This is a genomic window from Salibacterium lacus, from assembly GCF_042684865.1.
Classification (GTDB): Bacteria; Bacillota; Bacilli; order Bacillales; family Marinococcaceae; genus Salibacterium; species Salibacterium lacus.
This window is the reverse complement of sequence record NZ_JBHUML010000002.1, coordinates 651,989-674,692: the sequence shown is the minus strand read 5'-3', so window position 1 is coordinate 674,692 and position 22,704 is coordinate 651,989. Positions and strand designations below refer to the sequence as shown.

General features: G+C 54.2%; 32 protein-coding genes. 28 read left to right on the top strand and 4 right to left on the bottom strand.

All coding sequences use genetic code 11. The features are described from left to right. Positions 1–13: 13 nt before the first annotated feature. From ACFSUB_RS04215 to dcm, 4 genes are read left to right on the top strand one after another with little or no spacing between them, the layout of a single operon-like run. A complete protein-coding gene (locus tag ACFSUB_RS04215) occupies positions 14–556 on the top strand; it encodes a hypothetical protein (RefSeq protein WP_380711936.1) in 543 nt (180 codons plus the stop codon). Next, positions 553–756, top strand: coding sequence for a hypothetical protein (locus ACFSUB_RS04210; protein WP_380711935.1), 204 nt, complete (start codon positions 553–555; stop codon positions 754–756). The genes ACFSUB_RS04215 and ACFSUB_RS04210 overlap by 4 nt, the downstream gene beginning before the upstream one ends. After that, a complete protein-coding gene (locus tag ACFSUB_RS04205) occupies positions 735–1,292 on the top strand; it encodes an AAA family ATPase (protein ID WP_380711934.1) in 558 nt (185 codons plus the stop codon). The genes ACFSUB_RS04210 and ACFSUB_RS04205 overlap by 22 nt, the downstream gene beginning before the upstream one ends. A 25-nt stretch (positions 1,293–1,317) precedes the next feature. After that, the gene (dcm, locus tag ACFSUB_RS04200; protein ID WP_380711933.1) at positions 1,318–2,511 is read left to right on the top strand and encodes a DNA (cytosine-5-)-methyltransferase; all 1,194 of its coding nucleotides are present in this window, start codon (positions 1,318–1,320) and stop codon (positions 2,509–2,511) included. Here the strand turns inward: dcm and ACFSUB_RS04195 are convergent. After that, on the bottom strand, positions 2,489–2,860 hold the full coding sequence (locus ACFSUB_RS04195; RefSeq protein WP_380711932.1) for a hypothetical protein: 372 nt from the start codon (positions 2,858–2,860) through the stop codon (positions 2,489–2,491). The two genes, dcm and ACFSUB_RS04195, sit on opposite strands and share 23 nt — an antisense overlap. Positions 2,861–3,003: 143 nt before the next feature. Between ACFSUB_RS04195 and ACFSUB_RS04190 the strand changes: the two genes are divergently transcribed. Next, positions 3,004–3,258 carry a hypothetical protein gene (locus ACFSUB_RS04190; RefSeq protein ID WP_380711931.1) on the top strand — a complete coding sequence of 85 codons (255 nt, stop codon included), beginning with the start codon at positions 3,004–3,006 and terminating at the stop codon, positions 3,256–3,258. Here the strand turns inward: ACFSUB_RS04190 and ACFSUB_RS04185 are convergent. Together ACFSUB_RS04185 and ACFSUB_RS04180 are read right to left on the bottom strand one after the other, a co-directional pair. Beyond that, positions 3,255–3,422 (bottom strand): hypothetical protein, encoded by a 168-nt coding sequence (locus ACFSUB_RS04185; protein WP_380711930.1) that lies wholly within the window; start codon positions 3,420–3,422, stop codon positions 3,255–3,257. The genes ACFSUB_RS04190 and ACFSUB_RS04185 overlap by 4 nt on opposite strands. After that, positions 3,422–3,574 carry a hypothetical protein gene (locus tag ACFSUB_RS04180; RefSeq protein WP_380711929.1) on the bottom strand — a complete coding sequence of 51 codons (153 nt, stop codon included), beginning with the start codon at positions 3,572–3,574 and terminating at the stop codon, positions 3,422–3,424. The genes ACFSUB_RS04185 and ACFSUB_RS04180 overlap by 1 nt, the downstream gene beginning before the upstream one ends. Positions 3,575–3,713: 139 nt before the next feature. Here ACFSUB_RS04180 and ACFSUB_RS04175 point away from each other — a divergent pair, with 139 nt between their 5' ends. From ACFSUB_RS04175 to ACFSUB_RS04140, 8 genes are all read left to right on the top strand, one after another. Continuing rightward, positions 3,714–4,100: a sigma factor-like helix-turn-helix DNA-binding protein gene (locus ACFSUB_RS04175; RefSeq protein WP_380711928.1), complete on the top strand. Its 387-nt coding sequence runs from the start codon at positions 3,714–3,716 to the stop codon at positions 4,098–4,100. Then, on the top strand, positions 4,097–4,477 hold the full coding sequence (locus tag ACFSUB_RS04170; RefSeq protein WP_380711927.1) for a hypothetical protein: 381 nt from the start codon (positions 4,097–4,099) through the stop codon (positions 4,475–4,477). Before ACFSUB_RS04175 ends, ACFSUB_RS04170 begins: the two co-directional genes overlap by 4 nt. Before the next feature lie 116 nt (positions 4,478–4,593). Then, on the top strand, positions 4,594–5,121 hold the full coding sequence (locus ACFSUB_RS04165) for a hypothetical protein (RefSeq protein WP_380711926.1): 528 nt from the start codon (positions 4,594–4,596) through the stop codon (positions 5,119–5,121). Between the two features lie 138 nt (positions 5,122–5,259). Beyond that, on the top strand, positions 5,260–6,057 hold the full coding sequence (locus ACFSUB_RS04160) for a hypothetical protein (RefSeq protein WP_380711925.1): 798 nt from the start codon (positions 5,260–5,262) through the stop codon (positions 6,055–6,057). A 383-nt stretch (positions 6,058–6,440) separates the two neighbouring features. Next, a complete protein-coding gene (locus ACFSUB_RS04155) occupies positions 6,441–6,863 on the top strand; it encodes a hypothetical protein (RefSeq protein ID WP_380711924.1) in 423 nt (140 codons plus the stop codon). A gap of 21 nt (positions 6,864–6,884) precedes the next feature. Then, positions 6,885–7,022: a hypothetical protein gene (locus ACFSUB_RS04150; protein WP_380711923.1), complete on the top strand. Its 138-nt coding sequence runs from the start codon at positions 6,885–6,887 to the stop codon at positions 7,020–7,022. Positions 7,023–7,163: 141 nt separating this feature from the next. Next, on the top strand, positions 7,164–7,571 hold the full coding sequence (locus ACFSUB_RS04145; RefSeq protein WP_380711922.1) for a phBC6A51 family helix-turn-helix protein: 408 nt from the start codon (positions 7,164–7,166) through the stop codon (positions 7,569–7,571). 19 nt (positions 7,572–7,590) lie between these two features. Continuing rightward, positions 7,591–7,749 (top strand): hypothetical protein, encoded by a 159-nt coding sequence (locus ACFSUB_RS04140; RefSeq protein WP_380711921.1) that lies wholly within the window; start codon positions 7,591–7,593, stop codon positions 7,747–7,749. Between the two features lie 645 nt (positions 7,750–8,394). Here the strand turns inward: ACFSUB_RS04140 and ACFSUB_RS04135 are convergent. Further along, the gene (locus ACFSUB_RS04135) at positions 8,395–8,946 is read right to left on the bottom strand and encodes a site-specific integrase (RefSeq protein ID WP_380711920.1); all 552 of its coding nucleotides are present in this window, start codon (positions 8,944–8,946) and stop codon (positions 8,395–8,397) included. Positions 8,947–9,156: 210 nt separating this feature from the next. Here ACFSUB_RS04135 and terL point away from each other — a divergent pair, with 210 nt between their 5' ends. The 15 genes from terL (at position 9,157) to ACFSUB_RS04060 (ending at position 22,701) form a co-directional block, all read left to right on the top strand. Beyond that, positions 9,157–10,818: a phage terminase large subunit gene (gene terL / locus ACFSUB_RS04130; protein ID WP_380711919.1), complete on the top strand. Its 1,662-nt coding sequence runs from the start codon at positions 9,157–9,159 to the stop codon at positions 10,816–10,818. Positions 10,819–10,830: 12 nt separating this feature from the next. Then, a complete protein-coding gene (locus ACFSUB_RS04125; protein WP_380711918.1) occupies positions 10,831–12,477 on the top strand; it encodes a portal protein in 1,647 nt (548 codons plus the stop codon). Then, the gene (locus ACFSUB_RS04120; RefSeq protein WP_380711917.1) at positions 12,477–13,436 is read left to right on the top strand and encodes a phage minor capsid protein; all 960 of its coding nucleotides are present in this window, start codon (positions 12,477–12,479) and stop codon (positions 13,434–13,436) included. The genes ACFSUB_RS04125 and ACFSUB_RS04120 overlap by 1 nt, the downstream gene beginning before the upstream one ends. A gap of 82 nt (positions 13,437–13,518) precedes the next feature. Continuing rightward, positions 13,519–14,250 (top strand): phage scaffolding protein, encoded by a 732-nt coding sequence (locus ACFSUB_RS04115; protein WP_380711916.1) that lies wholly within the window; start codon positions 13,519–13,521, stop codon positions 14,248–14,250. Between the two features lie 83 nt (positions 14,251–14,333). Beyond that, on the top strand, positions 14,334–15,368 hold the full coding sequence (locus ACFSUB_RS04110) for an SU10 major capsid protein (RefSeq protein ID WP_380711915.1): 1,035 nt from the start codon (positions 14,334–14,336) through the stop codon (positions 15,366–15,368). Between the two features lie 362 nt (positions 15,369–15,730). Further along, positions 15,731–16,480 (top strand): hypothetical protein, encoded by a 750-nt coding sequence (locus tag ACFSUB_RS04105; RefSeq protein WP_380711914.1) that lies wholly within the window; start codon positions 15,731–15,733, stop codon positions 16,478–16,480. A 14-nt stretch (positions 16,481–16,494) separates the two neighbouring features. Beyond that, positions 16,495–16,719, top strand: a complete 225-nt coding sequence (locus tag ACFSUB_RS04100) for a hypothetical protein (RefSeq protein ID WP_380711913.1) — start codon at positions 16,495–16,497, stop codon at positions 16,717–16,719. 17 nt (positions 16,720–16,736) lie between these two features. Further along, the gene (locus ACFSUB_RS04095; protein ID WP_380711912.1) at positions 16,737–17,117 is read left to right on the top strand and encodes a hypothetical protein; all 381 of its coding nucleotides are present in this window, start codon (positions 16,737–16,739) and stop codon (positions 17,115–17,117) included. A 15-nt stretch (positions 17,118–17,132) separates the two neighbouring features. Continuing rightward, a complete protein-coding gene (locus ACFSUB_RS04090; protein WP_380711911.1) occupies positions 17,133–17,450 on the top strand; it encodes a hypothetical protein in 318 nt (105 codons plus the stop codon). A gap of 21 nt (positions 17,451–17,471) precedes the next feature. Beyond that, the gene (locus ACFSUB_RS04085) at positions 17,472–17,858 is read left to right on the top strand and encodes an HK97 gp10 family phage protein (protein ID WP_380711910.1); all 387 of its coding nucleotides are present in this window, start codon (positions 17,472–17,474) and stop codon (positions 17,856–17,858) included. Positions 17,859–17,863: 5 nt separating this feature from the next. After that, complete coding sequence (locus tag ACFSUB_RS04080; protein WP_380711909.1) at positions 17,864–18,355, top strand: hypothetical protein; 492 nt, start codon at positions 17,864–17,866, stop codon at positions 18,353–18,355. Between the two features lie 66 nt (positions 18,356–18,421). After that, complete coding sequence (locus ACFSUB_RS04075; protein ID WP_380711908.1) at positions 18,422–19,492, top strand: phage tail sheath subtilisin-like domain-containing protein; 1,071 nt, start codon at positions 18,422–18,424, stop codon at positions 19,490–19,492. A gap of 29 nt (positions 19,493–19,521) precedes the next feature. Beyond that, on the top strand, positions 19,522–19,965 hold the full coding sequence (locus ACFSUB_RS04070; protein WP_380711907.1) for a phage tail tube protein: 444 nt from the start codon (positions 19,522–19,524) through the stop codon (positions 19,963–19,965). A 58-nt stretch (positions 19,966–20,023) separates the two neighbouring features. Continuing rightward, positions 20,024–20,431, top strand: coding sequence for a phage tail assembly chaperone (locus tag ACFSUB_RS04065; RefSeq protein WP_380711906.1), 408 nt, complete (start codon positions 20,024–20,026; stop codon positions 20,429–20,431). 167 nt (positions 20,432–20,598) lie between these two features. Continuing rightward, a complete protein-coding gene (locus ACFSUB_RS04060) occupies positions 20,599–22,701 on the top strand; it encodes a hypothetical protein (protein WP_380711905.1) in 2,103 nt (700 codons plus the stop codon). The last annotated feature ends 3 nt before the right edge of the window (positions 22,702–22,704 follow it).

Here is a 22,704-nt window from a genome sequence, read left to right as displayed (position 1 = left end):
AGGGAGCGATAGAATGGCGGAGGAATTTACGAGCAGTAATACAATCGTAGTTGACGGAGAGAATTACGACATTCTGCCGAAAGATGAGAACGCAAAAGTAGGCGATAAAATACTTATCGTAGATGCAGACGCGTGCCAGTTTGGTGCCCCTTACAAAGATGGCGATATATTTGCGGTCACCGAGGAAGGTATCGGAGGGGACGTGACCTGCGGAAATTACGGATTTATTGTCGACGAAGAATACCGCGTCCTCCGCCCGAAATTCGCACCGAGGGAAACGCAGCACGACCGCCTGAACACGCTGACGGAGGCGAAAATTAGCGACCTGTACGCGCACATCGAGCGGCTAGAACGCAAGCTGGGCGCAATGGATGAGGACTTAACGGCGGTCGAAGAGCGCATCGAGGACGTTGCGGAAATCGCCGAGCCCCGCGAAGATGAATCCGAATATATGTTCATAACCGTGAACATGAACGATAGGCACGGAAACAGACGTAAACCTAGCGAAGTCATTTCCGAAGTTGCAGGCACGATTCGGGAGGGGATGCGCCAATGATCGGCCGGCCGAACCTCGACCGATTCGCGGAAGGCCTCGCCGACCCGCAAGCACAGCCGGAAATTGTCGAGTGTGACGCGTGCGGGGCGGAGATTTACGACGAGGCGGAAATATGTACGGGAAACTTCGGAATAGGCGACTTTTGCGCCGATTGCTGGCTCGAAAAGGAGGACGAAGAATGGGCGAAATTAACGGAATAGCGCTCACCGGCCAAATGCGGTCGGGCAAGGACACGATCGCGGGGTACGCCGCGGAAAAATACGGTTTCACGCGCTTTGCGTTCGGCGACGCCTTAAAACGGCTGGCACACGAAGTATACCCGTGGGTGCCGGCCGAGCCGAAGCCGCGCGGTCTGTATCAGCACATGAACGTCATGCGCGACTATGATCCGGACGTATGGGTACGGCATTGTTTCGATGGAATACGGCGAGAACAGGAGTCCTCCGTATTTAAGGCGCGGCCTATCATTACGGACGCCCGCCAGCAGAACGAAATAGACGCCTGCCGCGCGCGTGGCTACGTCATTATCGAAGTATTTGCCGATGAGACGGCCCGAATTGCGCGCATGGAATCGGCGGGCGAGGCGTTCGATACGGCGCAATTACAGCACGCCACGGAACGTCATATCGGAGAGTTTGCCGCGGACTACACGATAGACAACTCCGGCGAGCAGGCGGCAGCATTTGCGCAGTTTGACGAGATTATGCGCGGTTTACTAACGAAAGGGGACGATTAATATAGCGGAATTTACGTTTGTTGAAATGTTCGCAGGCATCGGAGGTTTTCGTCAAGGACTCGAAAATTTAGGCGGCCAATGCGTATTTGCGAGCGAAATCGACAAGTATGCGCAAAAAGCGTACGAGGTACTTTACGGAGCGGACGACTTATATGGCGACATTAAGGAGATTCACGCCAAGGACGTCCCGGAACACGACGTACTCGTAGCAGGGACGCCATGCCAATCGTTCAGCGTCGCGGGAAGTCGTGGCGGTTTTGACGACGCAAGAGGTACGCTATTCTTCGATGTTGCGCGGATAGCAAACGAAAAGCAGCCGAAAGCTGTCCTTATCGAGAACGTAAAAGGCTTGGTCGGCCACGACCGCGGTAAAACGCTCGACACCATCGTCAAGGCGCTGAACGAGTGCGGATACCGCGTCGACTTCAACGTCCTCAACTCGAAATATTTCGGCGTGCCGCAGAATCGCGAACGTATCTTTATCGTAGCAGTCCGAGAAGACCTCGTCAATAATGCGGAATGGACGATAGCCGGCACGAATGTTGTCGCGAAAGGCAAGCGCAGAATAAGCGGATACGACGATGTTAAGACGTTTAACTTCGACTGGCCGGAGCAGCTTTCGGTAGAAACGAGATTGCGCGACATCCTAGAGCCGGAAGTTGACGAGCGATACTACCTTTCCGAAGAGAAGACGGCGGGACTTGTCCGCCAATTGACGGAACAGGGCGTCGAGGTAAACGAAGCCACGAAAAAGGGCTACACGCTCGCCGAAGAGGGCGACGCTGTTAACGTCCAATTTCCGAATAGCAAGACGCGACGTGGGCGAGTCGGACGAGGCGTTGCGCAGACACTCGAAGCCTCTTCGTGCAATCAAGGCGTAGTCGAACAGGCAGAAGATTCGAAAATCGCCGTCAACAAACGGTATGGCGAATTTCACGCGCGGCCGGACGAAGTGAGTACGGCATTAGACGCAAATTACGGCGGGTTTCCGGATAATCACGGGCAGCGTACGGGCATTGCCGAACCGCCTACGTACCGCATTCGCAAACTGACGCCCCTCGAATGTTGGCGGCTACAGGGCTTTCCGGACTACGCGCACAACGTCGTCCTGGACGAGGGTATTTCGGACAGCCAGCGCTACAAAATGGCGGGTAACGCCGTCACCGTCAACGTCATCGAGGCGATAGGCGCGAAAATTATTCCGCTCCTACGCGCTTGAACGACAAGTACGACTCGCCCGAATACGACACGGTGCCGTCGAAATCGTAGCGCAGTGGCCCATTCTCGTAATCCAGCCGGTTGCGGCGCAGGATCGACCCGGCCGAAATGTAGCCGCGCTTATCGACCTTCGCCGTCGACTCGGCGGGCGCCTGCTTCAACTTTTCGTTCTTTTGCAGCGCCCAAATGTCGTACTCGGCGTCGTACAGCACCGTTATCCACGGCGAAAGCTGCGCGTCGATATTCATTTCGCGGCGAAGGCCGGCCGACAGCATCAAGCGGCCCTGCCGGTCGATCGTCAGGCGTTTGGCGCCGGCGCGGGCGTGAAAGTTTACGGGTTCTAGCGTCATGGTCATCGCTCCTGTTCTTCGCTTCGCTCAGAAGCGGTATTCGTAATAATATCGCGTATCTCCATTATACGCGAATAGAGCGAAATGTAAACGTAAAAGAGCGAAAAAATTTACGGAAATTTAATCGAAAGGTGGCGGATATTGTGGACGTGACGTTATATTGCTACCGGAAAGGCAGGGAAACATTGCGGAAAGAAACCGCCAAGTTAGAGCGGCAAAAGGCGAAAATAAGCGAGGAATTATTCGGTATGACAGACGAAAATAGCACGGTACGGCGGCGCGCCAACAAGCGGATGAGGCTGTCGCAGATAGGCGAGGACTTGCGCAGAAAGTATGAGTATATCGAGGAAATAGACCGGCTTATCGACGCAAAAAGCCCGCCCTCGGCCGGAAATTAACGACTGTGGGCGGTCAGTATTTCGTCGGTCAAGCGGTCAACATCGGCGGCCGGCAATTCGCGCTCACATTCGAAGAGGATATCGTCGTACTTGTCGGCCTCTTCCGCGAGCCACAGCCGGTAACGCAGCGCAAAGGTGAATCGGTTGACATCGGCGGTACTCATTAGCGGAACAACTTTCCGAGGAGTCGGCCGGTACCTTTGCCGGCGAGTCTGCGGGCGATGCGCTTGCCGACTTTGCCGCGCTTGACGGCGTTGGCGTCGCCGAGGATGCGGCTGACGAAATACAGGGCGCTGCGGACTTTGTTAACCGACATATTGCGTCACTCCTTCGTGGTTCGGTTGCTTTAGCAACTTTGTTACGTCTAGTATATCGCGAATGATTACGCAAGTCAATCGATAGACACGAAAAATTCACGGAAGGACGGCGGTACTATAGGCGCGCCAAAAATCGACATGCACGAAAAAGAACGGAAATACGACGCAACCTACGCGTTGGACTCCGCGGCGGGCGTACGCAAGCTACTCCGCGACCACCACGCGCTGGCCGCCCGGCAGTACCTCGGCGACTACGACGCGACGGTGATTCTCGAGGATTTACGGGCGGCGATCGGCCGGGCGCGGCTTACGCGGCGGCAGCGGCAGGCGGTGTATTACGTTTACGTGCGGGACATGACGCAAGAACGGGCGGCAGTACGGATGGATTTATCGGACAAGTCGGCCGTATCGCTACTACTGGCGAGGGCAGAATCGGACATAGCGGCAGTGTACGAGGCATGGGCGTGGCAAGGCGAAGGCTACGCGATACATTACGAAGAAATCGAAGGAGATGACGCAGAATGACAAACGAAGAACTATCGCAGGAAATCAACGGACTATTCGACCAGGCGAAGGGCGGCCGACTAACCGAAAGACAGGCGATATTCGACGCGGTAGAGGACGTAACGGAACGGTACTTTGCGGCGAATGACGAAATGCCGCCGGCCAACTTTCTCGACCGGCTGTCGACGCTGTGTTTGCGCGAAGAATTGACGGACATGGACTCGTACAAGATGGCGCATAACGAGTACCCGGTTATGAGCGGGAGGCAGCAGGAACGAAGGCAGGACGAAGAGATTTCGCATACATGGACGGAGGAGATCGGGCAAGACGGCACCGACTATCGACCGAAGACGCGCGACACCAACCGGAAGATGCACGAAATTAGCGGGGATTATTAGGAAAACGTAAACTTTTGCGTAGTTTCACGGCTATGCCTTATAGGACGAAATAGGGCGAGCAAACTCCGCCAGCGCGCGGCAAGGCTCGCCAAAATATTACGAAGGAGGCGTTACGAATGGCGCACAATGAGCGCGAATCGAACGGCAGCAGAAATTACGCAAAGGGCGACATTATCGCAACAACAGGCGGCGGGCTTGCGCAGTGTATTTGCGAAGACAACGAAATGGCGGTGTTCGCGCCGACTGTGCCGCACGGCGACGAAGAACGCGGCTATTATACGGAATTTACCGGCATGTTTGCGCTGGCCAACGCGCCGGAACTCGCCGACACGACGAAAGGCACGGACATTACCGCGCAGGTCGATATGGCCGAAATGATTCGCGGTCTTAAGGCGATCCAACGCGAGGCTAAGGCGGCGACGCAGGCGCTGAGGGAAGCGGAAGCAGCCGACTGGACGCAGCACGAGACGGTTGTCCGCTGGAATGACGAGCCGGACTACACGTACATGACGTGGGCGCAGAATGGTGACGAAGTGGACGACATACAGTCCGTGCAAGTGGCGGATGTGTTGCGGAAGGCGAAGACGGCCGATTTGCAAGCGGAGATTAACGACAGGGCGGCATGGGGCGAAAAGATCGAATAAAGCACGGTAACAACGGCGCCTGCCGAGTAGTGGGCGTCTTTTTATTTTGCGGAGGTGATTACGATAGGCAACCGACAATCACATCGCTATTACAGCGGTGTTTTTTCGTATGTCGACGGCGAAACCGGTGAAGCCCGCGTGTCGGCGCCAGCCTTAACGCACCGCGTCGTAAGCCATGCGCAAACGGCCGCATTTAAGGCGGAGCGCGAGGCGGCCGAGTGGCGCGGCCGGGATCAGCGGCATTTTACCGCGACGAACATGCGCAATCTGCACGAAGTATACGACGTCCTGACAACGGCACAATGCGGCTACCTCATGCGCCTGCAATGCAGCGTCGAGTACGAAACCGGCCGAATTGTTAAGCCGGACAAGACCGCAATGTCTACGGCCGACATGAAAAAGGCGCTCGGCCTGTCGCGCAAAAACAGCACATTCTACGACTTCCTGGACGCGGCGCAGGCTCACCGGATCATTACGGAGGCCGGCGGCGAGGGCGGACGAGGCACCGCCGAGTATTTCGTCAATCAGCGGTATCACTTCCGCGGCGCCTTTTCGGACCCCGGCGTTGTGAAATCGTACATTACGAAGGTGAAGCAGGTGTACCGCGAAGTCAAGGCGGCCGACATCGGCTTGATGTACCGGATGCTGCCGTACGTTCACATGGAAACGAACGCCCTTTGCGACAATCCGTTCGAAGAGGACCCGCAAAAGATACGGTGGTTCAACCGAAAAGAGTTGGCGGAAGCGATCGGCGTTAGTCCGTCGGAGTTAAGCCGGCGCCTGCCGAAAATGACGTTCGGCGAAGAATACGTGATTGCGAGGATCAAGGTCGGCGGCAGCGAAAAATATACGTTCAACCCGAACGTGTTCTACCGCAAAAATACGCAGCCGGACGACACACTGACCGCCATGTTTAACGTGAAAAACGGGCGGTAATTGGCGGCGGCGCTTCGAAAGTGTGCGCTCATTCGGAATATTTGCCGAAAAGTGTGCGCTCATTCGGACACCGAAAAATGGCGGTGAGCGCTGGCGTGGCGGGGAGTTTGGCGATTACGGCCGGAAAATTTCTTCTTGGTCTTCGTCAGCGGACGTCAGACCCTTCCGGCTTACGCCGGGCCTTCGCCTGCCGGCTCGGCCGCCTATACTACATTTGCGCAATAATTGATTACGATAAAGATACTCGCATTAATATACTAGGCAGTCGAGGTGGTTTTCCTCGGCTGCGGGCCGGCAGGCCCATTAATTCCCCGACGGATTATGTTAATCCCCGCGAGGAATTACCGGTATTACCGGAATACCTACGAAAAGGAGTCGATAACATGGCGACAGACACCACTACGCTACCGGCTGAGTGTGCGGATTATTTTCAGAAGCAACTCCGTATTTACGAAGGCCAGCGGAGATTTGACGGAGAGAGGATGTACACGATTCTCGGCGTTGACCCGAAAGCAGACGACGTTTGCGGCCATCCTATCCGTTATGACGGCGAAATGGGGACGTGGTTCAGGCGCGAATGGCAGATGCGGAATGACGAGTTGATCGAAGGGAAGGTAGGCGAAGGGCCGACATACTTCGTGATGTTTCCGAAGACGAAACGGATTGGCGCCGAGAACTTTCACGAATGGACGATGCTGCTCGATCCGTCCGGCAAGTGGGCGGAATTTGACAGCGTAGAGGATGCGCAAAAGTTCATCGATAAATACGACATCGACCGTTATTTCATTTTCGAAATGGTCGGATAAAACGAAAAGGAGGCCGATACCATGCCGGAACACAACGAAAGCAAGCCGATTACCCGCTGCCGTGACTGCGCCTATTTTGCGGCCAACCACGGCACATGCGAGCTACTGGCGGTGTTTGCGGACAAGGACGATGGGTGTACGTTTGGCGATCGGGGATAGTCCGGTGGGAGCTGGGCATATTCCGCAAAATTTCCGTCGTGTGATGGCGTGCTAGGTTGCGAAGGGGCTTCGGTAGGGCGTCGGCATAGAACGGCGCACAGGCGCTGATTTGGCGAATATAGACGAAAGGAGGACGATTACATGGCGAAGCAACTCAGCGACCTACAATACGCTGCGATTGCGTTACTGGCGATGCCACAACGCGGCGGGCGTACATATCCGGAAGTAGCCGCAGAGGTAGGCGTGGACGAACGTACATTACGCAGATGGCGCAATGACGACGACTTTAATGCGGAATTGAAGCGGAAGATAATGAACGACACGACCGACAGGCTACCGGAGGTTATGGCGTCTATTCCGGACCATATTATTACCGACGGAAATGCCGCAATGTTCCGGACCCTACTGCAAGCGCACGGCCTGCTGACGGAAAAGCACGAGGTCGAGACGAAGGACAGCGGCAGTACGGATATCGCGTCCATTCGCGACAAGATAGCGCAATATAAGGACGAGGATAACGAGGATGGCGGACAAGGTGCGGATGAGTAGCGCAATTATATAGGTAGGAATGCGGATATTATCGGCCTGTTCGGCTGATATCGGCAGTCCGGTTATGTCCGATATAGGGACGTATATTGTCCCGCATATGCCTGCGACACCGACCTACCGCGCGGCCGCCGGAACATTTTCGAGAAAAGGAGGCGGAATCGAACGGATGTTCGGGTAACCCGTTCTTAATATCGAACAAGGAGAACGCCCGTTTGCCTACGTAAGCTGGTCGAACAACCTACGGTATGCACTACCGTATGCAGACCGTCTGAATATGGCGATATTTTCCACGCTGCTATGCCGGTGTATACCGACTGCATAAACGAAGCGTGTGCGTAGGCCTACGGTATATGGCGCATAATGCCCGCCACTGCGCGGTTATGACGCCCGGCCGAACGTAACACAACGGGATTATGTTACATTGCGTATACATTGCGATGTATTGCGTATGCAGCCGAAGGCGAACGCGCGTTCGTTCTCGTTATCGAACGACTTACGCGAACAAGCGTTCCTATAACGATCGTTCTACGGGAACAGACGTTCGGGTGTAAAGTAGTATTGCTTGACACCCCCCAAGGCCTATACGAGAGGCGACACTGGGTGGCCGACCGTAGGTCCGGAAATTAAAATTTCACTTTGGATATTCGTAACACCACGGTAACACACGCACGCCCCGTAATACAACCGCAATTTTGCCGTCTGTGAGCCGTCACATTACCGCGCAAGGGGTTACGCCCCTGAACGGCATAAAAACGCCACACGCCGTCAATTTGCACGCAAAAAGGAGCGCCCTCATTACGAAGGCGCCCGGTGTGTTGCGGTGCTATAGCGAAATATTAACGTAAACGTCGTCGATGTCTTCTTGCGTTTGGCCGATGTAGTGTAGCGTCTGCTTTTCGCTGCTGTGGTTGAACACGCGCATAAGCAGGCCGATGTCTGTGCCGTTCTTGTACGCAAAGTAGCCGAAAGTTTTGCGCGTGGAGTGGCAGCCGATCGCGCCGATTTTGCCGGCCAGCCCGGCGCGTTCAACGGCCGCGTCGAGAATGCGGTAGGCTTGCACGCGGCTGATCGGCTTGTTGGCGCCCTTGCGGCTGCGGAATAGGTAATCGTCATCGGCGGCGTCGGCCGGCACGGACTCGCGGATTTCCCGTTTAATGGCGTTGTTAAGCGCGAACCGTTTCGGCTTGGCCGTTTTCTTTTCGCGAATGGCAACGTAATCCTGTCCGCGAACATCGCCGACTTTCAGCGGCAGCATGTCGGAAATCCGCAGGCCGGAGTTGACGCCGAGGACGAACAGCAGGCGGTTGCGGCCGTGCAGGGCGGACTTAATGGCGTTGATATGGCGCTTGCTTTTAATCGGCTGGACTTCGTTCATAACGTAACACTCCTTCGAATATGTTACGTTCATCTTACTGTAGTTTTGCGCAAAAGTCAACGGGGTAAAACGATAATTTCACGAAAGGAGGTCGGTACTATCGCGTGGGTAAACGGAAATTGGCTCGACACGGACGCAAGGGCGCGGAAAATCGAAGAAACCACGGAAACAATCGAATACATCGAGGGCGAGTTTCCGGCCGTCAACGACATGCCGGACGAAATTGCGATAGACTACGCCGGCCTGCTCGAAGAACGGGCGCGCCTGCGCCGGATACACCGCGCCGAGGGCGACCTCCTTTATTTCGCGTACGAATACTTCGGCGACGACCTTAACCCGGAAAACGACGGCAACTGGATTCCGGCCTACGGCGACAAGACGGCGAAAGTAACCCGCAATGCGCCGGAATTTCACGCCGAAATTAGCGAAATTATGAACGAAGTAAGTCACGTAAAGCGGAACGATAAAGTGGCGGTGGCGGCGCCGCGTTCGCACGCCAAGTCGTCGTTTCTGTCGAAGGCGTACCCGATACACGAGGTCGTCTACCGACTACGCCACTACATCATCATTATTTCGGAAACGCCGAAGGTGGCGGCCGGCAACATGGAATGGATTTCGGATCAGCTCAAACATAACGAAAAACTCCGGCAGGACTTCGGGCCGTTGCTGTCGCCGAAAGACCAGGCGAACATCAAGGATAACAGCGAGGAATTTATCGCGTGGCATAAGGACGGCGCTGATTCCGACCGGCGGCGGCAGTTGTCGCTCGTACAGGCGGCCTCAACCGGCCAAGCGTTGCGTGGGCGTAACTGGAACGGGAACCGGCCGGACCTCGTCATATGCGACGACCTCGAAGACGCGAAAACGAACGCGGCCACGCCGGAACAGCGGCAGAAACTCCGCGATTGGTTTTCGCAGGTGGTCATTCCGTTGGGCGATCCGAAGGGTCTGAAAACGGCATTCGTCGTCATGGGTACGACCGTTGCGCCGGACTCATTGCTGATGAATATTCTGCATAATCGGTCGGACTTTCGGACATCGATTTACCGCGCTATCGTGTCGCACCCTGACCGCGAAGATTTGTGGGAAGAGTGCCGCAAGATATACGTGGACCGGAACGACCCGAAGCGGCGAGACAAAGCAGAGGCGTACTACGCGGAACATAAGGACGACATGGAAGCCGGCGTGAAAGTGTTGTGGCCGGAAGCCCGGCCGATTTTCGAATTGCTGAAATGGAAGTGGGATAACGGCAGCAAGGCGTTTAATACGGAGTATATGAACAATCCGGTTGACGAAGAGTCGATGATTTTCAATCCGGACCACTTTGCGTACTATTCGCCGGAAGACATATTTCCGCATAATAAGTACGAAATATACATGGGTATCGACTTTGCGCTAGGTAAGCAACGTGGCGACTACTCGGCCTGCGTGACGATAGCGAAAGACCGAACAACCGGCGTGGTTTACGTGCTGGACGCGTTTGGGGAACGAGTAACGCCGGACGACTTCCTTGAAATCATTACCAACAAAGTACGGCACTATCAGCCGGACGGAATTGCTGCGGAGTCACAAATGGCTCAGGAGTTTTTCGTGGACAAGTTAAAGGACGCGCTTGAATATACCGGATATCCGGCACATAACCGCGTTGAAAAGATAACACAGAGAACACGGAAGGAGTTGCGGATAGAAGCCATGCAGCCTGATGTAGAGACGCATAAAATTGTATTCAATCCAAATCACGCCTTGTTAATAGAACAACTCGAACAGTACGGATCAAACGCGCATGACGACTTGCCGGACGCTTTGCAGATGGCTAATTCTATCGCAACGCAACCAAAAGCAAGAATCATGACAAAACCAATTTTCTTATAAAGGAGGGATAGTATGCCTAAATGGATCGGCCAAAACCTCGGCAACGACGTCGAGGAACTAAACGACGAGTTCCGCACGGTCGTCACGTACAAACTTTTCGACGAAGGCAAGCAGTTTCCGCCGCAAAATCATATCGAACGGATTTCGAAGCAAAAGCGCATGAAGACGCTGTATGACGGCAAGCTGAACGAAATCTACGAACGGGCGTCGGATTTACTGCGGAAAAGCTCGCCGGAACAAGCCGAGCAGTTGGCGAAGCTGTACATCGGCGTCAACCTTGCGGACATCCTCGCGACAAAGCCGGCCGACCTGCTCGTCGGCGAAACGCCGTCTTTCGAAACAGGCGACCCGGACGACAGCGCGCGGCAACAGACGGTGAACGGCTACGTCGAGAATAACGATCTTATTACGACAATTCACGAATCAACGGTCGGCAACGGCATACGCGGTGATTCCTGGCTGAAAGTGCGCTACGGCTACCGGCAGGACTACTCGGAGTTGACCGGCATTCTTTCCGCGGAAGAATTTAACGCCTTCCTCGAAGAAAACGCCGACATGGAGCCGATTATCGAGCATGTTACGGCGACCGACGTCTTTCCGGAAATATCGAACGGCGACGCAAAATCGTTCAAGGCGGTCAATATTGCGTACATCGAATACGTCGTCAATTGGCGCGGCGAAGAAATTCCGTATCTCATCGTTGAGCGCCACTTGCCGGGCTTCATTATCCACGAAAAATTCGAAGCCTACGAAAATGACGTCGTTAAACGGTACGGATATCCGGTGCGGACGTTTTACATCGGCAAAAAGGTACCGACCGGCCGAACGGAGGACATCGTTGCGACCGGCGTGCCGGAAATCCTGGTGCGTCATGTGCCGTATAAGTCCGAGGATACAACGTGGGAAGGCACGGGCGGCCTCGAAAAGATTGAAACGGTGCTGACCGCGATAAACGACCGCCTCGTACAGATCGATTACATTCTGTGGAAGATGATGGACCCGACCGCGTACGGACCGCCCCTCGACGACGGCCGCAACGCCGACACGACGAAGATTTCCGGCGCCTACATTCCGGTCAAACAGGACGAGCAGGAGCCGGGCTACATGACGTGGGACGCGCGGCTCGATCAGGCGTTCAAACAGCTCGACGAATTAATCGGCTTTGCGTTCATGAAATCGGAAACGCCGCAGTGGCTGTTCGGCACAACGATGGCCGGCTCGGAATCGGGCGGCAGCGGCACGTCGCACACGGACGGCGCGGCGATACGACAGCGGTTCATGCCGATCTTATCGAAAGTGAAGCGGATTAGGCGGCACTATGACCGCGCCGTCCGGGACGCGCTGTATATTGCGCAGCAGCTCGACGTCGAACACGGCGACGCGAATTTTACGCCCGTTTATCCGAAAATCCATTGGAAAGACGGCATTCCGGCGAACGAAAAAGAACTCGCGGAAATTATGGAAATCCGCACAGGCGCCAAGCCGACAATTGACCGGCATACCGCGATTAAGCGGCAGGACGAAGTAGATGACGGCCAGGCGAAGGAAATTATCGCGCGCATCGAGGACGACGAAGAGGATGAAGCCGGCCCGGCCGTAAGTGATCCCGAAATGTTCCGGCAGGCACCGCCGGTCGACGACGAGGGAGGCGATAACTAATGGCCGACAACTGGCGCGAAATTACCGAGGAAGAGGAAGCGGACATCGAGCGGCACGTTACGCGTGTTGTTCGACGCGTCGGCAGCGCCCGTATCGAAATTGAGGACATTTTACGTGACCTCGAGTTGGCCGAGTTAAACCGGCAAAAGCAGCGGGCAGCCATTCGAAAAATCAACGCTGTTCTCGATCGCCTCGACGCCGACCTTCGCGTTGAGGCCGAAGATATTCCGGCGCAAACGTTCGAGCACGGCCGGGCGCTGGCGTTGCTTGCGTTCGGTATTGCGGCGGCCGCCGGCCTAAGCGCCGGGGCGTCGGCGTTGGCGGAAGGTGCTTCGGTGGCTTCGATATCAGACGTCGGCACGGAAACGGTTGGCGCGGCAAAACGGAAATTGCGGAGCGATCGCGGCATGAATAACGAACAGCGCGCCCTTTTGGCGAACGCACGCGAAACGCTTACGGAGGATTTACTCGCCGCCACGCAGAACACACGCCGGCATGTGAAGCGCGAAATCCGCCGGGCGGCGGCACGTACTATTCGCGAAGGAGAGGCTGGCCAGCAGGGCGCCCGCGCGCAGATACGCGATTTACGGTGGCGGCTCGGTGCGTCGGCCAACCTTGCGATTACGGACCGGGGCGGAAATACGTGGAAGCTGAACGATTACGTCGAAATGGCGGTGCGAACGAAATCGGCCGAAATGCAAGTCGAAGGCGAGCGGACGGAGGCTTTGCGCGAGGGCGTACAGTACGGCGTGGTTAGCACGCACGTCGGCGCTTGCGAAAAATGTGTGCCGTGGCAAGGCCGAATCCTTGCGCTAACGTCGGACGCGCCGGGCGATTTTTCAACGATCGAAGAATCGAAAAACGGCGGGCTGTGGCATCCGAGCTGCGCGCATAGTCTGACGATGTTGCCGACTTTCGATTTGCTGCCGAAAAGACTCCGCGACAAAAACGGGGTCTAATTTTATGTCCAGAACGTGGAGGACGGTAAAAGCTACGGAAACCAACATATGCGCGACGGCGCTAAAACGGGAGGAATCGTAAATGGCAGAAGAAAACGAACAGACCGTGCAGCAAACGCAGGAAACCGAAGGGCAAACGGAGGAAGTGAACGAGCAGGAACAGTCCGCGCAGGAAACGTCCGAAACGACGGAAGAAACTAGCGAAGAAACCGCGGAAAAGACGTTCACCCAATCGGAACTCGACGACATTATCACGAAGCGGCTCGAACGCGAGCGTCAGAAGTATTCCGATTACGACGAAGTCCGTAAGAAAGCCGAACAATACGAGAAAGAAGCGGAAGAACGCAGGCTTGCGGAGATGTCCGAGAAAGACCGGGCGGAGGAGTTGGCGCGAAAGCACGAAGAGGAAAAGGGCGAAATCCGCCAAGAACTCGAAGATTACAAAGCGAAAGTACAGAATGAGCGGATTTATAACGATTTCATCCGCCAGGCGCAAGAACAAGGCATTGCGTACGTCGATGACGCGTTCCAGCTTGCCGACACATCCTCGGTAGAAGTCGATGAGGAAGGAAACATCAACGGTACAAAAGACGTTATTGACGCGCTGAAATCAGAAAAACCGTTCTTACTTTCGCAGCAAGACAGCGGCAAGCCGAAAAAGTCCGTCGGATCGCCTACTAATAACGGTGGGGAAAGAGCGACGGATAAGACTTCGGAGCAACTCGTTAAAGAAGCGGAAGAAAAGGCGAAACAGACCGGCAAAATCCAAGACCGAATGAACGCCTCGAAATTAAGACGTGAATTATCTAACTAACGCGAAAAACGCCTTAACGGGCGTATTTTTTATGCCGTAAAACACGGCGCCAAAATTAATTAACGAAAAGGGGACGATTTATCATGAGTAAAATTATGACAGGCGAACTTGTAGGTGTACGCGAATCCGTCGCGGACGAACTTCTGTATCTTAGTCCGCACCAAATTCCGATTCTTAACAGAGTTGGTTTCGGAACGCCATTGAATAACGTAAAACACGAATGGGTAGAGGACGCACCGTTTGGCGACGAGTCTACAGCGTCATCCGACGCGACGGTTAGTGCAACGACTGTATCCGTTCAAAATCCGACGCCATTCCGTACAGGTCACGTCATTAAAATTGGCGAAGAATTGCTGAAAGTAACCGGCGTGAGCGGAAGTGACCTAACGGTCGAACGTGGTTACGCGGATACTACGGCGGCTGCTATTACGGCAGGCGATAATGTCGAGGTGCAATTCGTTGAAGGTGTCGAAGGTGCTGACGCGCGTTCCGCACGGTTCAAACCCCGCACGCGTAAGAGCAACCTTATGCAGATTTTCGACGAAACAATCAGCATTTCCGGTACTTCTGCGGCTGTTTCGCAATATGGCATCGACGACCTGTACGAGTACGAGCGTCAGAAGAAGCAAGAGGAACTCGCGCTGCAACTCGAAAAAGCTATCATCAACGGCATTAAGTACGAAGATACCGACGGTTACGTACGTCAGATGAACGGTATTCGAAACATGATTCAGACGAACGTTACGGACGCAAGCAGCAGCGCGCTGACTGACGCCATGCTGAACGACCTCATGCAGGACCAGTTCGAACAGGGCGCGTTCAAGTCTGCCGGCGACTGGAAGATCATCGTTCCGGCGAAGCAGAAGCGAGCAATCAGTGGTTTCGACAAGGCGGACATTCGTCTGACTCGCGAAGAAAATACGCGCGGTCAGGTCGTTGACCAGTACGTGTCTGACTTCGGGCAGGCCGAGATTGTACTCGATAATAACCTAGACGCAAACGAAGTTATGATTGTCGATACGAACCGCCTGAACGTTCATCCGATGACCGGCCGTGAATTTACGCATACCCTTCTCGGCAACAAAGGTGATTATACGGAAGGTCAGATCGTCGGTTAAACTTAGCCCTTTGCGTTGGCGACAGCGCATCGAAACTCCTCTAATTCGGTAGAACCCGCAGTAATATGTTTACCGGCAATACCGAGCCAAGCCGTAATGTACGGAAGGTGTAACGACTAGGCGCAAGCCGTAGGACGCAAGCTATTGGCGTTCGAAACGGGGAGGAACTCACAGAGTTCTTGATATAGTCTCGTCTTACGGGAAACCGTAAGCAGCCGAAAGGCGGCGTGAGTGTAGCGAACTTACGCGAAGGTAAACGGAGTACACGACAGTCCTCGAACAGGAACAGGCACACGGAAGACTAAAGAACCTAGGTTAATATGTTTATCAACACATGCCGAAATTGCGGAAGGGAGTTCTATGTGAAAACAAAATCACAGAACAACCCCTCCAATAAAAGAAAATTCAAAAGGGCTTGTAGTGATGAATGTACGCGCGCTTTGAAGTCTAAAAATATGACAAACAACCACAAGAGCGGAGCTATAAACCCTAGCGAAAATAAAGGCATTAGGACAAAACTAGAAAAAGAGGATATTGAATTTCTTCTTCACTTCGAGCATCTCTACATGTCAGATATAGCAAAAAGACTAAAGGTGAAACAACACACCTTGATAAGAGAGATCGAAAGACTAGGGGTTGAAAAGAAATTCGCCCGCGAATGTCCGCAATGCACAGAAACTTATTTCTGTAAAATGCGATCCCAAGTTGACCCATCGAGCAGTAAATTTAAAAAGTTTTGCTCGAAATCTTGTTTCTTAAGCAGCAGGAGATTTAACAATACGTGGATTGAAAAAGAAACTGAACATTTCCTTGAAAAAGAAGGAGTTGAGTTTGTCGCGCAATATGAGGTAGGCCGTATGACGATTGACTTTTTCTTGCCGGATTACAATGTCGCGTTGGAGGTTAACGGGGATTTTTGGCATGCTAACCCGGATATTTACGGAGTTTCTAAACCATTTCACCGTTTCCACGACCGCATACAAGAAAAGGACGAGAGAAAGACAAGACAAATAGAAGACGAAGGAATGGAACTCTACGTTATTTGGGAGAAAGACTTATCCGAAAGAAAAGATGAAACTTTCGACGACCTCATAACGTTCCTTTCTTCTTAAGGAGGTAACGAAACATGGCGGTATATGAATCGAAAGGCACGCCGTTTCTCGGATTTTACGTGAACGGTGTCCGCCGGAAATTTATCGAGGGTAAGTACGAAACGACAACGAAAGCCGAGAAGGACGTACTCGACGGCCTCAAAGGCGTCACGCTCGTCGAGGACGACAAGCCGGCCGGCAAGCCGAAACCGGCGCAGAAAACCGAAAAACCTGCGGAGGAGTCGGCCTCCGACAATTAATCCGGGGGTGACCGAAAATGGCAACGTGGGACGTAACGGCGGCCACCGACTACATCCGCGAAAACACGCTTGATAACGAAGATTTCATCGCGGCCGACGACAGCCGAAAAAAGGCGCTGCTAAACGTAGCGCAGCGAACACTCAACGAAGAATTTCCGGATTTGGCGGAGGCCGGCGATATTGACGACGAAACGGTGTACGAGTTTGCGGCGGTGCTTGGCGCGCAATATAACGACACGATGCGTCAGCGGATTCGCGGCGCCCAAGATTTCAGTATCGACGATTTCAGCATTAGCTTCGCCGGCGGTGGCACGACAAACCTTAGCGATCTCATTCCGAAAGAAATTTACGACCGATTCGGGAAATCGAAGCGCGGCGTGAAATGGACGATTATTTAGGCGGGAGGACGTAACGTGGCGATCATACCGACACACCAGTCGATAACTATTACGAAAGCGGGCGAGAGTGACGGATGGGGCGGCACTAATCCCGGCGAACCGTTCGACGTAAAAGCCCGCGTGACCGAAATGCACGAAAAGGTAACGAACCAACACGGGGATGAAGTCGTTTCTACCGCAAAAATACGGGTGGGCGCTACGGTCAACGTGACATACGACGATACCGTGTACTACGAGGATGAACTCGGAAGGACTATCGAAAAGAAGCCGATAAGCATCGAGCCGGTACGAGGTATCGGCGGTCACGTTTGGCTTACGAAAATCCATCTATAATGCGGAAAGGAGGCGGTGGCTATGCCGAGAGGTGGCGTTGAAGTCGACCTGGATTTGAGCGGCCTTGTGCGGTTGCTCGATCGAACCGACGATGCGCTCGGGGAAGCGGCGCAAGGGGCCGCAAAAGGCATCGCAAAACAATGGCAACAGGAGTCGCGTGACCATGCGCCCGTAGATAAAGGGTTCTTGCGGCGCCAAATATCGCAGAAACTCGATCGAGGAACGGGCAGTAACGTGTCAATCGAAATGTCATCGAACACGTACCGGAAAGACTTCAACTACTCGTACTATCAGCACGAGGTGAAAAAGCGAAAGTATCTCGATACTACCGCGGAAGAAAACCGAGAAGCATGGCGTAATCAAATTCGAAGTAGACTCATCGTTGCCGCGAAAAAAGAGGGGTGGTGACGTAAATGGCGGGACACTTGCCGACAGCAACGGAAGACGACATTATCAACGAAATGGAAGCGATTATTACGCACTTTTCCGCCGCATTTCCGGACGCAACGTTTGTCCGGCAGAATATACCGGAACAGCCGGACCCGGACACGTTCGTCATCGTGTTTCAAGGCGAAAGTACGTCGACAGAAACGTCGCTTACGTATGCGGCCGAACGCGATTGGCAGGTTATCTACGTCAGCGGAACGGACGAAAACGACAGCGCAAACGTTATGCGAGCGTTGGGCCGGGCGGAAAAGTTAACGGTAGGCGACCCGAAAATGGTAATACCGATTAATGACGGGTCCATGAGGTATATGCGCGTCGGAAACTTCGGCATATCGCAAGTGGCGGAACTGGAAGGCGGGCAAAAGTCCGGCCTCGGAGTGCTACAGACGGTCGTCCGAAAGGCGCGCGACATACAGGCATACGAAAAAATTATGGAAGCAGGCGTCAGGTCTACGTAGGCCGGCGCTTTTTTAACGCCGTTACACGACGGTGAAACACGAGAGACACGAAAGGGAGGACGAAAAATGGCGTGGCAAATAGGAAGTCTATCGCAAGTGCCGGGCGTCTACACGAATTTCGAGGATAACGCGCCGGCGCTGTTGCAACGCGGCCCACGCGGCATTGTCGCGGTTCCGTTGCTAACGTTTGACGGCACGGCAACGGCCGAAACCATTTACGAAATTACCGACCCAAACGGCGAGGCAGCGGACCTCTTCGGCGAAAGCAATACGGAATCTATCGACTTCGCATTCGAGGGTGGCGCAAACAAAGTCATCGTCTATACGATGCCGGCAACACCTGACACCCCCGCGTATGAAACGATGCTCGACGCGCTGGAAGGCCGAACATTCAACGCTATCTCGCTCGATCAGGAATCGGACAGCACGAATCAAGACACCGTTCAGCAGGCGGTGACGGCGTGGCGCGATGAGGGTAAGCACGTAACGTTCGTGGCAGGCGGCGACGATTCCGACTTGGCGTCCGGCAATACGCGGTCAGGTTCAATCGAAGACGCCTACGTCGTTAACGCAATTACCGGCGTCGACGAAGCGGGCACGGTCGTCACGTCGGCGGAACTAGCGCCGTACTTGGCCGGCCTGATTGCGAGCATCCCGCTGAACGAAACGGCAACGTACAAGCCGACCATTGGCGACGACGTAACGCCAAGATTGCGTAAGTCCGACCGCGAAACGGCGATCGAAGCCGGCTCGCTTTACCTTATCGCGGGCGCTGATAACGTAAAAATCGGCAAGGGCATCACGACGTCCGGCGACTTCATCCGGTCGATCAACGTCCGCCAGTCAATTCTGAACGACCTCGAACGGATTCTACAGTCGGAAGTTATCGCGCAGTTAGACAATTCGCCGGAAGGTCGGCAGACAGCCATTTCGATGATGAAGCGGCATCTCGAAGACAATTACGTCAATATCGACGCCATCAGCGACGGCGAAGGCGATGGCAACGAGGACGCGGAAATGGACGTCTACGTCGACCCGCAGAACCCGCCGCAACAAGACGCGGCTTTCTTCATCGTCGAATATACGGACGTGTACTCGATGGAACGCGTATTCCTGACGGTTCGCCGGCAGGGCTAACGCAATAAAAACGAAAGGAGACGGATAACATGGCGCAACCTATCGATCCAACCCGCGTAGTCAACGGCAATTGGGTGTTCGTCTACGACGAGAACGGTAATTGGCTCGCGGAATCGACGGCATTCGAAGCGACCGCGGAAGGAAGTGTCGAGGACGTTTCACGTGCAGGAACGAAAGGACTCGGCAAGAAAATAACGACAATCGACCGGACAGGCACATTGACGCTGAACAAGGTAAGCACGCGGTTTATCAATCTGATACGCAGCGGATTTAACAATACCGGACCGGCGTTTGTGACGGAGCTAAACGTCAAAATCGAGGACCCGGACAATGGCGGCACGGAAAGATGGCGTTATAAAGGCGTGCAATTCAGCACATTGCCGTCGGTTTCGTCCGAAAACGGGTCGCTTATGACGCAGGAGTTTTCGTTCACCTTCACAGATGAAGAACTCGTACAGTCTATCGACAATTAATGGCGAGGCGGGGCGTCGAAACCCCGCCATTACTTACTAAAAATGAGGAGTGATCGGCATGAGTAACGCCTTGGACGCGCTGCTTTCGCGCGAGATTAATACGGAAAAGCAGGTATACATCGAAGGTATCGGAACAAACTTCACGGTCAAATCGTTGACTAACGCAGAGGTTGACGAAATCACCGATGAATCAACGCGAAAAATCGGAAAAGGGTCGAACCAACGAACGGAGTACGACGAGCAAAAAGCGAACGCCCTGACTATTGTGCGCGGCTGTAAAGACCCGCAATTTGCCGATAAGCAAGTGCTTGAAGCGTTCGGCGCAACCTCGGCAGACGAGGCTGTACGTGCTGCGCTAAAGCCCGGTGAATTTCAGCATCTCATCAAGGAAATTCTCGAACTATCCGGCATCAACATGACTGGCGAGTCGTACGAGGAAGAGGTCGATGAAATAAAAAACGGATAAGGGGAGGTGGCGTCCCTTTCCTTTTACACGCCATCTTCCAACGCCACCATATACCGCCTCACCACGTAACAAGGCTCGAAAACAACGAGCAAAAAGTGATGTTCGCGTCCATGATGGTGCAGTTGGAAGACGAGGAAGAAGAAAGAAGAAAGGAGGGGAACTAACGTATGGCTTATGATTTAACCGCCCACCTCCGCCTGCGCGACAGCATGTCCGGAAAACTACGGAACGTATCGAAAAACGCTCGTGATGTCAACCGCAGTATGCAGAAATTCAACGACACGCTCGGATTTACCGCGGAGGCTATGGCTCGCGTTAGGCGTGTCGGAACGATAGTTTCCGGCGTACTAGCGGGCATACCGGCAACCGTCGGACCTGCTACCGTCTCCCTTTTCGGTCTTGCGTCGTCGTTTTCTGCGGCCGGTGCCGGCGCTGTCGGCTTTGGCGCGGTGGCTACGAGCGCGATCGGAAATGTCATCGAAAAGCAGGAAGAAATTTCGGATTTGCAGGACGAAATCAACAACGCCTCGTCAGCGTCCGCCCGTGCCGACGCGCAGGCGGAATTGCAGCAGGCGCTCGAAGGCGTTAGCGGCGCACAAAGAGGCGCGATAAAAAGCCTGACGGAATTTAAATCGTGGTGGGACGATTTTGTGTCCGGATTTGAGCAGCCGGTATTCCGCGTGTTCCGCGAGGGCCTCGACTTAATCCGGAACACGATGGAGGCGTTAAAACCGTCCATTTCCGAAACAGGCCGTATACTTGGCGACTTTTTGGCGAGAGTTAACCGATCGTTCCAAACCGATCAGGTGCAGTCATTCTTCGACTACCTGAACGGCACTGTATCGCAGGGCCTGAATACGATACTGACGGTGGCGGGCGACTTGTTCGTCGGCTTCATGGAAATCCTGAAAGCCTTCGCGCCGGTATCGACCGACGTCGGAAACGGCCTCGAAAACCTTACCGGAAAGTTCCGAAGTTGGGCGGCGGGGCTGTCGGAATCAGACGGCTTCCAGCGGTTTGTCGAGTACGCCCGCAAAAACGGCCCGACGCTGCTGGACGCCATCGGAAATATTGTCGGATTCGTGCGCGATCTAATGGGCGCGCTGGCCCCGTTGTCATCGGCTGTTCTACAGATTATTACGGACTTCGGAAAATGGCTGAACACGTCGGACACGGCGAAACAGGGCCTCGATATGCTGGCCGATGCCGGCACATTCCTGAAAGACAACCTCGGCATGGTTAAGACCGCCATTATGACGTTGATTGGCGCCATTGCCGGGATAAAAATAATCGGAACCATCGTGACAATAGTTTCCGCTGGAATAGCTATTTTCCGCACACTTCGAACGGTACTAATGGCCGTACGGGGCGCGATGCTTTTCGTCAATTTGGCTATGCGTATGAACCCGATAGGCGCGATTATTACGCTGATTTCCGGGCTTGTCATGGCCGGGATTTACCTCTGGAATAACTGGGATGAGGGCCGGAAAGCGGTAAAACGGTTATGGTCGGGTATAAAATCGGCTTTTTCGAAAATATGGTCGAAAACGAAAGAAATATGGCAAAACGTAAAAGAGTCCGTTTCGAACGCCGTCACGAGGGTGAGGTTTAAAATCCTCACAATGAAAAAACAAATTCGAAACCAATTCGAAAAAATATGGTCGAAAACGAAAGAAATATGGAACAACGTCAAACAGTCGATCTCCGACGCGTTAAAGACGGCCGGTCAAAAGGTCAGCAACTTCTTCGATCCGCTGCTCGGCTTTATCAGCGACGTAAAGGGCGCGTGGAAGTCGTTTACCGACATGTTATCGAACTTCTCGATGCCGGAAGTTAATATTCCAGGCAGCGGCATGGTTCAAGGCGCATGGAACGCGGTGACGGGCGGCGGCGACAGCGGAACACCCGGCTGGCACGGCATGACGAACGTCCCGTACAACGGATTCCACGCGCGCCTGCACAAAGGCGAAATGGTCGTGCCACGACAGGAGGCGAAGGTACTCCGTGGCGACGGCGGCGCAATCGGCGGTATGGACGACGTATCTTACCGCAGAAATACCGGCCGCCCGGGCGGCACGACATTCGGCGGAAGCGGCGGAACAGCCGCCTCTTACCGAGGTAACACGACAGCAGGCGGAGGTTCGACAAGCGGAACAGGCAACGTAAATGTCAGCGGCAATACGTTTTACGTCCGCGAAGAAGCCGACATCGACAAGATCACGAAATCCCTTGCGCGCGAACTACGGACAGCAGAGGAAGGAGGCGCGTAACGC